Annotated in this window: 11 protein-coding genes; 4 read left to right on the forward strand and 7 right to left on the reverse strand. The window is 67.4% G+C overall.

Translation table 11 applies throughout. The features are described 5' to 3' along the window. Positions 1-158 precede the first annotated feature (158 nt). Positions 159-1,253: a D-alanine--D-alanine ligase gene (gene ddlA / locus AC5P8F_RS15095; RefSeq protein ID WP_329768273.1), complete on the forward strand. Its 1,095-nt coding sequence runs from the start codon at positions 159-161 to the stop codon at positions 1,251-1,253. Positions 1,254-1,329: 76 nt separating this feature from the next. Here ddlA and AC5P8F_RS15100 read toward each other — a convergent pair whose 3' ends face one another. The 3 genes from AC5P8F_RS15100 to oleC form a co-directional block, all read right to left on the reverse strand. After that, a complete protein-coding gene (locus AC5P8F_RS15100; protein WP_005407633.1) occupies positions 1,330-1,485 on the reverse strand; it encodes a DUF1328 domain-containing protein in 156 nt (51 codons plus the stop codon). Between the two features lie 81 nt (positions 1,486-1,566). Beyond that, on the reverse strand, positions 1,567-2,559 hold the full coding sequence (oleD, locus tag AC5P8F_RS15105; protein WP_126411593.1) for a 2-alkyl-3-oxoalkanoate reductase: 993 nt from the start codon (positions 2,557-2,559) through the stop codon (positions 1,567-1,569). Continuing rightward, positions 2,556-4,214: an olefin beta-lactone synthetase gene (oleC, locus tag AC5P8F_RS15110; RefSeq protein ID WP_111206826.1), complete on the reverse strand. Its 1,659-nt coding sequence runs from the start codon at positions 4,212-4,214 to the stop codon at positions 2,556-2,558. The genes oleD and oleC overlap by 4 nt, the downstream gene beginning before the upstream one ends. 104 nt (positions 4,215-4,318) lie before the next feature. Here oleC and AC5P8F_RS15115 point away from each other — a divergent pair, with 104 nt between their 5' ends. Beyond that, on the forward strand, positions 4,319-4,750 hold the full coding sequence (locus AC5P8F_RS15115) for a YkgJ family cysteine cluster protein (RefSeq protein WP_029380125.1): 432 nt from the start codon (positions 4,319-4,321) through the stop codon (positions 4,748-4,750). Positions 4,751-4,861: 111 nt separating this feature from the next. Here the strand turns inward: AC5P8F_RS15115 and AC5P8F_RS15120 are convergent, their stop codons facing one another. The 4 genes from AC5P8F_RS15120 to AC5P8F_RS15135 all read right to left on the reverse strand — a co-directional run bounded on the left by AC5P8F_RS15120 (position 4,862) and on the right by AC5P8F_RS15135 (position 10,394). After that, positions 4,862-5,752 carry an alpha/beta fold hydrolase gene (locus AC5P8F_RS15120; protein WP_046427956.1) on the reverse strand — a complete coding sequence of 297 codons (891 nt, stop codon included), beginning with the start codon at positions 5,750-5,752 and terminating at the stop codon, positions 4,862-4,864. A gap of 140 nt (positions 5,753-5,892) precedes the next feature. Further along, positions 5,893-6,909 carry a 3-oxoacyl-ACP synthase III gene (locus AC5P8F_RS15125; RefSeq protein WP_014035559.1) on the reverse strand — a complete coding sequence of 339 codons (1,017 nt, stop codon included), beginning with the start codon at positions 6,907-6,909 and terminating at the stop codon, positions 5,893-5,895. 103 nt (positions 6,910-7,012) lie between these two features. Beyond that, positions 7,013-7,330 carry a DUF4156 domain-containing protein gene (locus tag AC5P8F_RS15130; protein WP_005407628.1) on the reverse strand — a complete coding sequence of 106 codons (318 nt, stop codon included), beginning with the start codon at positions 7,328-7,330 and terminating at the stop codon, positions 7,013-7,015. Between the two features lie 214 nt (positions 7,331-7,544). Next, positions 7,545-10,394, reverse strand: coding sequence for a M16 family metallopeptidase (locus tag AC5P8F_RS15135; protein WP_049441774.1), 2,850 nt, complete (start codon positions 10,392-10,394; stop codon positions 7,545-7,547). A 416-nt stretch (positions 10,395-10,810) separates the two neighbouring features. Here AC5P8F_RS15135 and AC5P8F_RS15140 point away from each other — a divergent pair, with 416 nt between their 5' ends. Both AC5P8F_RS15140 and AC5P8F_RS15145 read left to right on the forward strand, forming a co-directional pair. Next, positions 10,811-11,287 (forward strand): XAC0231 family protein, encoded by a 477-nt coding sequence (locus AC5P8F_RS15140; RefSeq protein WP_014645542.1) that lies wholly within the window; start codon positions 10,811-10,813, stop codon positions 11,285-11,287. Positions 11,288-11,356: 69 nt separating this feature from the next. Next, positions 11,357-11,836 (forward strand): tRNA (cytidine(34)-2'-O)-methyltransferase, encoded by a 480-nt coding sequence (locus AC5P8F_RS15145; protein ID WP_495228481.1) that lies wholly within the window; start codon positions 11,357-11,359, stop codon positions 11,834-11,836. The last annotated feature ends 195 nt before the right edge of the window (positions 11,837-12,031 follow it).

Raw genomic sequence — 12,031 nt, forward strand, 5'->3', positions numbered from 1 at the left:
TGGTAGATGCCGACCTTGGTCGGCGCTGGATGTCAGGGGGCCAACCATGGTTGGCCGCTACCCGAGCCGGCAGCCCGGTGATTCATCTGTGCCTCACCTGGGTGGCTATGGAAGGTTCATGCTGTACGGCCACGCAACGCACAGGACATCGCATTCCCATGGCACGGACCCGGGTCGGCATCATCTTCGGGGGCAAATCCTCCGAGCACGAGGTTTCACTGCAGTCGGCGAAGAACATCCTCGATGCGCTTGATCGCGAGCGCTTCGAGCCGGTGCTGGTCGGCATCGACAAGCAGGGCCAGTGGCATCTGAGCCAGCCGGACACCTTCCTGATCAACGCCGATGATCCGTCGCGCATCGCGCTGCATCGCTCGGGCCAGTCGCTGGCGGTGCGCCCGGGTGCGGAACAGGCACAGCTGCAGCCGTCCGATCCGGCCAGCGCGCTGGGCCAGATCGATGTGGTGCTGCCGATCGTGCATGGGCCGCTGGGCGAAGACGGTGCGCTGCAGGGCCTGCTGCGCATGGCCAACCTGCCCTTCGTCGGCTCGCCGGTACTGGGTTCGGCAGTGGCGATGGACAAGGACGTGACCAAGCGCCTGCTGCGCGACGCTGGCCTGCAGGTGGCACCGTGGCTGTGCATCCGTCGCCACCAGGCGGCAACGGTCGATGTCGATGCGGTGATCGCGCAGCTCGGCCTGCCGCTGTTCGTGAAGCCGGCCAACCAGGGTTCGTCGGTGGGCGTGAGCAAGGTCAAGGACGCAGCGGGCTTCGCCGACGCACTGGCATTGGCGCTGCGCTACGACCACAAGGTGCTGGTGGAATCGGCGGTGGTCGGCCGCGAGATCGAGTGCGCGGTACTGGGCAACGCGCACCCGCAGGCCAGCCTGTGCGGCGAGGTGGTGGTGCACGACGAGTTCTACGCCTACGACACCAAGTACATCAACGAAACTGGCGCCGAGGTGGTGGTACCTGCGGATATCGATGCCGCAACCCAGGCGCGCATCCAGCAGATCGCACTGCAGGCCTACCAGGCGCTGGAGTGTGCCGGCATGGCGCGCGTGGACGTATTCCTAACTGCGGGCGGCGGGATCGTCATCAACGAGGTCAACACGCTGCCGGGCTTCACCCGCATCAGCATGTACCCGAAATTGTGGGGTGCCAGCGGAGTCGATTACACGACGTTGATTACGCGCCTGATCGAACTGGCACTGGAGCGTCACGAAGCCGATCGCGGATTGCACAGCGCCGCGTAGCGTTGTGATCGCCCGCAGAGCCGAGCATGGCTCGACTCTGCGGAAAGCGATGCCGGCCAGCGGCCGGCACTACCGGCTAGCCGCGCTTGCGGAACATCGAGATCACCGCAAGGATCAGGAACACCACGAACAGGATCCAGGCGATGTTCGTTGCGGCGCCGGCAATACCGGAAAAGCCCAGAACGGCGGCGATGATGGCGATGACAAAGAAAATGATGGCGTAATGCAGCATGGCGCTCCTCGCGGGTGGTCGAGCCTTGGATGGCGTGGGTCCATCCTCCCGATCCTGCGGTGTGCAACCAGTGACGGCGATCTATGCAGCAGATGAAGCCTTCAGCCTGCGCAGCCCTTCTTCGATGCTGACCTGCGGCACATAGCCGAAATCCCGGCGGGCCGGCTCCATGCTGTACCAGTGCGGCGTGCACAGCTGCTCGGCCAGGAAGCGGGTCAGCGGCGGCTCGCCACGCAGGCGCAGCAGCGGCCACAGCCGTTCGCAGACCGCGCCGATGCGATAGGCGGTCTTGAAACTGATCGCCTTGTCCACCGTCGGCGCGCCAACAGCGGCCAGCAGCCGGTTGACCAGCTCGCGCATGGGCAGCGGTTCGCCGTTGGAAATGAAGTAGGCCTTGCCCGCACACGCGGCACCCGGCGCCAATGCCTCGAAAGCGAGGAAATGCGCGAGCGCGGCGTTGTCGATGTAGGTGGTATCGACCTTGTTGTTGCCGTCGCCGACCAAGCGCAGGCGGCCCTGACGTGCACGCTCGGCCAGGCGTGGCACCAGCTGCTGGTCACCCGGGCCCCAGATCAGGCGCGGGCGCAGTGCCACCGTCGCCAGCGATACATCGTTGGCGGCCAGCACGCGCTGTTCGGCGATCGACTTGGTCGCCGCATACGGTGCCTGGAAGTCCTCGCCGTACGGCACCTCGTCAGCCCCCAGGCCTTCCACCGGATGCGTGGCGCGGTGGGTCACGCTGGGCGTTGAGGTGTAGACCAGCCGGTTGATGCCGTGCGCGCGGCATGCCGCAATGACATTGTCGGTGCCGACCACGTTGGCCTGGTGGTAGCTGTCATAGCTGCCCCAGGCGCCGGCCTTGGCGCCGTTGTGGAACACCGCATCGACGCCGGCCACCGCGTGCAGCACTGCCTGCGCATCGGCCAGATCGCCGCGGATCTGGCCCACGCCCATGGCCTGCAGTTCCGGGTAGTGGCTGCGGTTGAACGCCAGCACCTGGTGGCCACGTTCGACCAGCCCGCGGCACAGCGCCTGGCCAAGGAAACCACCACCACCTGTGACCAGGATCTTCATGCGCGCTTCTCCAGTTCGGCGCTGGCCCAGACGGCGAGCTTCTCGCGGCCGATCTTGGCGTTGTGACGGATATCGACGGGGAACGCGGGATGCATCAGGAAGTGCTGCAGGCCGGCCTCAGGGGTGCGCGCTGCGGCATGCGCACGCAGCGCTTCCTGCAACGCCGGGCTGTCGCTCTGGCCACGCTGCAGTTCCACGCACAGCACCGGTACCTGCGCACCCGCCGGGCCAACGCCGACCAGTGCCGTGCGTGCCACGCCGGGCACGGTATTGAACACCGGCTCGACCTGTTCGGTGTACAGCGGCCCTTGTGCGGTTTCCACGCGATGGGTCTTGCGCCCGCAGAACCACAGCCGGCCCTGCACATCGAAGTAGCCCACGTCACCCATGCGATGGACGATGCGGGTGCTGCCATCGGCCAGCGTCTCGCGGATCTTAGCTGCGGCCGTGGCCTGCGGGCGGTTGAAGTAGCTGTCGGTGGCGGTCGGGCCAGCCACCGTGATTTCTCCCACTTCGCCAACCGCCAGCACGCGCGCCTGCGACCAGTCGGCCAGCGGCGCGTCATCGATGGCGATGATGCGCACTTCGTTCGGGGCCACCACGCTGCCCACGCAGGTGCCGGCGCCGGCCTCGGTGGCCGCGCGGGTACGCTCCAGCTCACGCCCCTCGACCACCGCCACCGGCAGGCACTCGGTGGCGCCGTACGGGGTCCAGAACTGCGCATCGGCGGGCAGCAGGCTGCGGATGGTGGCGACCACGTCCGGCGGCACCGGCGCACCGGCCGAGGTCACCCGGGTCACCGTCGGCAACGGCCGGCCATGCCGGGCCAGCACCCGCATCAATGCCGGCGAGCCGAACAGCTGGGTCACGCCGAAGCGCTGGATGGCATCGTGCAGGCGTGCCGGATCGGCCTGCGCCGGCCGGGTCGGGTCCATGTCCGGGATCACCGAGGTCAGGCCCAGCGCCGGGTCGAACAAGGCAAAGGGCGGGAAGGTCGGCAGGTCCACGCCGCCCGCTTCCATGCCGAACGCGCTGCCCAGCAGCTGGATCTGGCCCAGGAAGTGGCGGTGGCGGTAGACCACGCCCTTGGGCACACCGGTGGAGCCGCTGGTGAACAGGATCGCCGCCATGTCCTCGCCATCGGTGTCGGCCAGCATCGCCCCGCCCTTGGCGCCGGCGCGCTCCAGCGCGGCCAGGCTGGTACCGCCCCAGCCGAGGCGGCGGCCAACGGTGACCAGGCGGGTCGCCGACGGCGCCCAGCGCAGCGCCAGCCGCGCCACGTGCGCCAATGGAATGCCAATGAAGGCCTGCGGCTGCGCCTCGTCCAGGCACTGTTTCAGCGCGCGCTTGTCGATGCCCGGATCGACCAGCACCGGCACCGCGCCCAGCTTGAACAACGCGAACATCAGCAGGAAGAACTCCGGCGACGGCCGCACCATCACCACCGTGCGCACTCCACGGCCGATCCCATAGCCGGCCAGGCCGGCGGCCATGGCATCACTGCGGGCGTCCAACTGGCGGTAATCCAGGGTGACATCGTAGGCGGCCATGCCGTTGCCGGCGCCCCGGCGGCCCGGGCAGCGGATGGCGATCTGGTCAGGGCGTTCACGCGCCAGTTCAGGCAGGCGCGCGGCAATGTTGCAGGGTCGGTTCATCCGTTCATTGTCGCCGCTTACGGAATTTCTTGCGCGGCGGCCCACTTCGTGGAAAATCCGCACCCTCGTTCCTGATTCCGACTGCCGCCCGAGGCGGCTTGCCCATGCAACATCCCTGCATGACCTGCGGCGCCTGCTGCACCCAATACCGCGTGGCCTTCCACTGGATGGAATCGGACGAGGTCACCCCCGGCGGCGTGCCGCACCAGCTGACCGAGGTGCTGGACCCGCACCGCCTGTGCATGCGCGGCACCCACTCCAAGCCGGTGCGCTGCGTGGCGCTGGACGCGCAGATCGGCGTGTACTCACGCTGCACCATCCACCCCAACCGGCCCAGCGTGTGCCGTGAGGTGGATGCATCGTGGGAGTACGGCAAGGCCAGCCCGCAGTGCGACAAGGCACGCATCGCCTACGGCCTGGACCCGCTGACGCTGGCCGACTGGCGCTGGCGCGATGACGCCGACAATGACGACGATCACCCGGACGACAACGGCAACAGCCCGTCCTCACCGCCGCAGGCACCGGTCGCGGCGTAGTAGTGCCGGCCGCTGGCCGGCAACCTCATGAACCCTTCGGGTGTGCCGACCAACGGTCGGCACCCACCGGAAGAGGAAGGGGTGGGTGCCGACCGTTGGTCGGCACACCGATCAGATCGGGTTCTTGTCCAGAAAAGCGCGGATCTCCGGCACCAGCACTTCGTGCTTGTCTTCCAGCACGTAGTGCCCGGCGTCCTCGAAGGCATGCACCTGGGCCTGCGGCAACGCGGCCTGGAAGCCCTTCAGGAAGTGGTGGTCGAACACGAAGTCGCGCAGGCCCCAGCCGAGGAAGGCCGGTCGGTCGGCGAACGACGGCAGCGCCTTGCCGGCCCGCTCCAGCAGCGACCAGGCCTTGTCGGCCGGCGACAGCGGGATGTCCTGCATGAAACGGATGGTGCTGATCCGGTTGGCCCAGCTGTTGTACGGCGACACGTAGGCGCGGCGCACGTCGGCCGGCATCTTCCGCTCCACGCCCAGCCACGAGGCACCGGACGAGAACGCGTTGAAGCTGCGGATGATCCACTCGCCGATCTTCCAGTGGCGGCCCAGCGCGATCTGCCACGGCATCTTCTTCGCCGCCGGCATCGGGAACGCAGCGGTGTTGAGCACCACCAGGCGCTTGACCTGGTCGTGGTGCGACAGCGCCCAGCCGAAGCCGATCATGCCGCCCCAGTCGTGCACCGCCAGGGTCACCGGGCCGGTGATGCCCAGGTGCTTCAGCAGCGCATCGAGGTCGTCAACGCGCGACTGCAGCGTGTACTCGTAGCGGCTGTCATCGGGCTTGTCCGACAGGCCCATGCCGATGTGGTCCGGCACGATGCAGCGGTATGTGTCCGACAGGCCGGCCACCAGCGTGCGCCAGTAGTAGCTCCACGACGGGTTGCCATGCACCATCACCACCACTTCGCCATCGCGCGGGCCTTCGTCGAGATAGTTCATCGACAGGCCGGGGCGAACCTCGAAGCGCTGCGGGTGGGCGGGGTAACCGGGAAGATCGCGCATGCGGAGCACCTAGGGAGAGTCGCGGCGCAATGTGGAGCCGAGCCGATGCTCGGCTGCTCTCCGGTCCGCTGCGGAAGAGCCGCGCTGCGCGCGTGAGCCGAGCATGGCTCGGCTCTACAGGAGGTCGGGCAGCGGGCTGCTTACCAGACCACTTCGGCCATCGAGCAGTTCAGGCCGGAACCAATGCCCAGAAGTGCAATGCGATCGCCCTTCTTCAGCTTGCCCAGCTGCTTGAGCTTGCTCAGCACGATCGGCACCGAGGCCGGGCCGATGTTGCCGTGCTCGCCGAAGATGGTCATGACCTTCTTCGGGTCGATGCCGAAGTTCTTGATGAACGCAGCGGTGTGCGGCTGGCTGACCTGGTGGATCACGAACTGGTCCAGCTCTTCCACGGCCCAGCCCAAGGCGATCTTGGCGGCGGTGAAGGTCTTCTGGGCCAGCTTGATGCCTTCGATCAGCAGCAGGCGGGTATCGGTGACCATGCGGTCCAGATTGCCCAGGCACAGCTGGTTCCACTCGGTGGCCGAACGGGTCACGCCACCCTTGTAGCGGGGTGCATCCGGCACCAGTTCCGAGCGCGCCATCACCATCGCGGCGGCGCCCGAACCGGTGGTCAGGGCGGCCAGCTCGTTGCGGAAGTCGTCGGCGGTGACGTCCGGGGCGGTCATGCGCTCCAGGGTCTTCTCGTACACCAGGTTGGCGGTCTCGCCATCCACCACCAGCGCGTAGTCGATGTCGCCACGCTCGATCATGCGCGCCGCGATATCCATGCCGTTGATGAAGGCCAGGCAGGCATTGGCGACGTCGAAGGTCATGCACTCGTCGCTGACGCCGAGGTTGCCCGACACGATCGAGGCGGTGGACGGCTCCAGGTAGTCGCGGCTGACCGAGGTGTTGACCAGCAGGCCGACCTGCGTCGCATCGATGCCTGCGTCTTCCAGCGCCTTGCGGCCGGCCATGGTGGCGGCATCGGACGCCAGCACGCCGTTGTCCCACAGGCGGCGGGCATGGATGCCGGCGATATCGCCGAGCACGTCGGTGCGGATACCGAGGCGATCCAACGTCGGCTGCAGCCGCTCGTTGATTTCCTTGGTCGTCAGCGTATGCGGCGCATCAACGTGTGCCAGGCCGGCGATCGAGACATTCTTGAAGAGCATCGAGGTTAGCGCCAAGGCTCAGGCAAAAGGGGGCGCTATTCTATAACCCCCGGGGCCTTCACCGCATCTTTACGAATTCAGGCTTGGCCGTATGGTGAAGCGTTCAGCGCGGCGGGCACTGGAACGCGGCGAACCGCTGGCTGCCATCGGCGGGCGCGGCGGCGGCCTGTACGGCGTTGGCGCCGGCACTCGGGGCCTCGTTGCGGGCCAGGGTTTCCAGCTCTTCCTGCACGCGCAGCGGGTTGCGGTTGTAGAAGCCGACCTTGCTCTTCACGGTGACCACCACCTCGCCCTTGGCGATGCAGCCGGCCGGAACCGGACCTGCCGGCAACACGCGGGTCGCCTTGCCGGCCGGTTCGATCGGCACCCAGGTACAGGCAGTGACGGTGAGCAGCAGAGAGGAAAGCAGCAGAACGCGCATGGGCAGATCCTGGAAGGGTATGGGGCGATTCTGCCTGAACAGCCTGAATCGGGGGTAGCCGGGGCCGGGGTCAGAGCCTCCTGCGGGGGATCCGACCCCAGGTCGGCGGAGGGGTCGGATCCCCCGCAGGGGGCTCCGACCCCTTAAGGGGTTGCCGGCCAGCGGCCGGCACTACCGGGGGAGCCGGCCCGCCACAGGCGGGCCGGGTCGTGCCTTATTTCTTGACCGGGTTGCCCTCGGCGTCGATCACCGTCACCTCGCCCAGGTTCAGCGCGCGCACGGCCGCTTCGGTCTGCTTGAGATCGCCCACCACCACCCAGGTCAGGGCCTGCGGCTTGATCTCGGCAGCGGCCTGCTGCACCTGCGCCGGGGTCATCGCTTCGATCTCGGCCTTGCGACGCAGCACATAGTCGTCCGGGCGCTTGAACTGCACGATCGAACCGATGGTCGCGGCCACGGCACTGGCGGTCTCGTAGGCACCGGGCAGGCTGAGGGTCTGGATGTTGCGGATGCGGTTGACTTCGGCAGCGGTGGCCGGCTTGCTGCCGTCGGCGAATGCGGCGATCTCCTTGCGCATTTCCGCCAGTGCCGGGCCGGTCTTGTCGATCTGCACCGGCGCACTGGCCATCCACGGGCGCTGGCCCACCGAACTGGTCGCGCTGCTGCGCGCGCCGTACGACCAGTGCTTGTCCTCGCGCAGGTTCATGTTCAGGCGCGAGGTGAAGTCGCCGCCGATCACGCCGTTGGCAATGTCGAAGCGGGTCGAACTGGCGGCGCTGGACGGCGCCACCACCTGGCCGGCGAACAGGTTGGCCTGCACCGCACCCGGCTGGTCGATCAGGAACACGCGCGGGCCCTTCGGCAGCGCGACATCGGTGGCCGCCTTCACCTGCGGCGCCTCGCCGGTCGCCTTCCAGTCACCCAGCTGCTTGTCCAGCAGCGGCACGATCTCGGCCAGGGTGGTGTCACCGACCACGATCAGGGTGCCATTCTGCGGGCGCAGCCAGTCGTGGTGGAAATCAACCAGATCTTCGCGGGTCAGGCCGTTGATCGCCGCCTCGTCGCCGCTGCCGGTGAACGGGATGGCGTACGGGTGGCCCTTGCCGTACAGCAGAGGCGGCAGCACGCGCATGGCCACTGCACCCGGGTTCACCTTCTCCTGCTGGATGCCGGCGATCCAGGTCGCCTTGACCCGGTCGATCTCGCCCTGCTCGAAACGCGGTTCGCGCAGCAGGTCGCGGTACAGCGCCAGCGACGGTGCCAGGTTTTCCTTCAGCGCCGACAGGTCCACGCTCATCGAGTCCAGGCCGGCCGAGGCATCCAGGCTGGCGCCCAGTGCGTCGGCGGCGTCGGCGAAGGCCAGCGAACCGAGCTTGCCGGCGCCTTCGGTCATCAGGCTCATGGTGAAGTTGGCGGTGCCGGGCTTGCGACCCTGGTCGGCGCTGAAGCCGCCCGGGAACTGGTAGCTGAACTGCACCACCGGAATCTCGTGGCGTTCGGCCAGGATCACCTGGGTGCCGTTCTTCAGCGTGGCGCGCTGCAGTGCCGGGAACTTCAGCTGCGGGAACTCGCGGGTCTGCGGCACGCCGGCCTTGCGGTCCACCTGTTCCGGCAGGGTGCTGTACTTCGGGTCCACCGCCGGCACGGTGAACGGCTTCGGCGTCTGGCTCGGTTCTTCCTTCAGCGCCACGCGCTCACCCGGTGCGATCACCAGGGTGTGGCTGCCCTTGTCCAGCCACTCTGCGCCCAGGCGGCTCAGATCGGCGGCACTGGCCTTCTCGATGTTGGCCAGCGAGGTGCGGAAGCAACCCGGGTCGCCGGTGAACACCGCGCACTCGGCCAGCGCATCGGCCTTGCCGCCGAAGCCACCGATGCGCTCGATGCCACGGATGAAGCCGGCACGGGCGCCGGTCTTGGCGCGCTCCAGCTCGGCCGCGGTCGGGCCCTGCTTGATCAGGCGGTCCAGTTCCTCGTCGATGATCTTCTCGACCTTGGCCGGGTCCTGGCCCTGCTTGACGGTCGCCACGATCACGAAGTTGGAGCCCAGCTGCGACGTCGACAGGCCCGAGCCGATGCTGTCCACCAGCTTGTCCTGGTGCTGCAGGCGCTGGCTCAGGCGTGAGGACTTGGCGCCGCCCAGCACTTCGGAGAACAGCTGCAACTGGTCGATGTCGGCGGTGCCGACCTGTGGCACGTTCCAGGCGCGGTAGATGCGCGCCTGCGGCACCTTGTCGGTCATCGTCTCGCGGGTATCGGCACTGCGCTTGGCCACGTTCACCGCCGGCTGCGCCATGGTCGGGCCAGCGGGGATGCTGCCGAAGTACCTGGCGACCTTCTCCTTGGCGGTGGCCAGATCGATGTCGCCGGCCAGCACCAGCACCGCGTTGTTGGGGCCATACCAGGTACGGAACCAGGTCTTCACGTCATCCAGCGAGGCCGCGTTGAGATCGTTCATCGAGCCGATCACGCCGTGGTGGTACGGGTGGCCAACCGGATACAGCGCCTTGTTGATCTGGTCCCAGGCCTGGCCGTAGGGCTGGTTCTCGCCCTGGCGCTTCTCGTTCTGCACCACGCCGCGCTGCTCGTCCAGCGCAGCCTGGTCGATCGCACCGACCAGATGGCCCATGCGGTCCGACTCCATCCACAGCGCCATGTCCAGCGCGGTGGTCGGCACGTTCTCGAAGTAGTTGGTGCGATCGGTGTTGGTGGTGCCGTTCTGGTTGGTGGCACCGACCTGCTTGAACGGTTCGAAGAATTCGCCGTCGTGGTTCTCGCTACCCTGGAACATCAGGTGCTCGAACAGGTGCGCGAAGCCGGTGCGGCCGGCCGGCTCATCCTTGCTGCCCACGTGGTACCAGACGTTGACCGCGACGATCGGCGCCTTGCGATCGGTATGCACGATCACGCGCAGGCCGTTGGGCAGGGTGAACTGCTCGTACGGGATATCGACCTTGGCCGGTGCCGTCGGCCTGGCGGCAAGCGCGGAGGTGGGCGCAAGCGTGCCCAGGGCGGTGCTGAGGGCGACGGCCAGCAATGCGGCGCGCGGGCGAAGGGCGAGAGACATATCCGGATCCTTGGTCACATAGGTGAACCCCGATCCTAGCCTGCGCAGGCAACGGCAGGAATCGGTCGCCAGTCACTGGGGGTGTTTGCCCTGAAGGCCATCCGGCCCGGCCCCAGCCGGGGGGCGTGAACCGTCACATGTGCCGGCTGAAGGCGTCCGGACAGTGTCCGCGGCACATCGAATGGACAGGTGTCCGCCCACCGGACACTTTTCGATTGATAAAAAACCCTTGTAAATCAATGAATAAAAGTTGGCACGGGGATTGCTTGGCACTTCCTGCGCCAAGAAGGGCTTCAGACGCAAGCTGACTGAAGACTGAACAAATGCAGGAAATCGAAAATTCTTCTTGCATCCCCAGAACTGGTGTACTACCTTACTACCACACCACTGATCACCAACACTAAACAGGCCCCGTCATGAACGCCAAGACCATTGCCATCGCCATCGCCCTGATCGCCGGCACCGCGGTTGTTTCGTCGGTGCAGGCCTCCGAATCCATCAAGACCCTGGCCACCGTGCAGGTTCGCCCGGCGGCCGACCAGCTGGCCCAGCAGGCCTGGGAACAGGCCAGCGGCATCCCGACCCTGGCCACCGTGGAAGTGCGCCCGAGCGCCGACCAGCTGGCCGAGCGCAACGGCTACGTCGCCGCCCCGGTCGCCGCCGCGATGCCGATCACCACCCTGGCCTCGGTGGAAGTGCGCCCGAGCCTGGAACAGCGCGTCGCCCTGGCCGCCGAACTGGAAGCCCAGCGCTACGCCGCCACCCTGGCTGCCGCTGCCACCAGCGTCGCCAACCAGGTGATCGTCAACCTGCCGGCCCTGCAGGTGCGTCCGAGCGCTGCCGACCTGCAGGCCCTGGCCACCGAAACCGCCCAGGTCCTGCTGCGCCCGTAAGCGGTGCCGCCCTGCCCAGCGCAGGGCGTGCGCCGTAGAGGCGGCCGCCGTCGCAGGTACACTGCGCCGATGAATGCCGCGCCCCAGTTCCACGTAATCCTGTTCCAACCGGAAATCCCGCCCAACACGGGCAATGTGATCCGGCTCTGCGCCAACACCGGCGCGCAGCTGCACCTGGTCGAGCCGCTCGGCTTCGCACTGCAAGACAAGCAGCTCAAGCGCGCCGGCCTGGACTACCACGAGTACTCGCGCCTGCAGGTGCACCCCGACCTGGACACCGCGCTGGCGCGGATCGCACCGAAGCGGTTGTTCGCCCTGAGTACGCGTGCCAGCGTCCGCTACGACAGCGTGGCGTTCGAAGATGGCGATGCCTTCCTGTTCGGCCCGGAAAGCCGTGGCCTGCCGCAGGACGTGCTCGATGCGCTGCCGGATGGCCGCCGCCTGCGCCTGCCGATGCGGCCGGGCAACCGCAGCCTCAATCTTTCCAACACCGTTGCCGTGGTGATGTACGAGGCGTGGCGGCAGCATGGGTTTGCCGGCGGCGCGTAAACCGCTCCGGGGTGGCTGTGGATCGCTGCTGGTGGGTGTGACCTGCTTCTGGTGGGTGCGGACCTTGGTCCGCACTGTTCCCCGGTCTCGTGCCGAAGGGGTGTGCCAACCAAGGTTGGCACCTACCAAAGACAGGTCAAGGCGGCTGCAGAAACTTCTGGAAAGATGTGCCAACCAAGGTTGGCACCCACCGGA

Source organism: Stenotrophomonas sp. YJH_SMC_69, assembly GCF_059370495.1.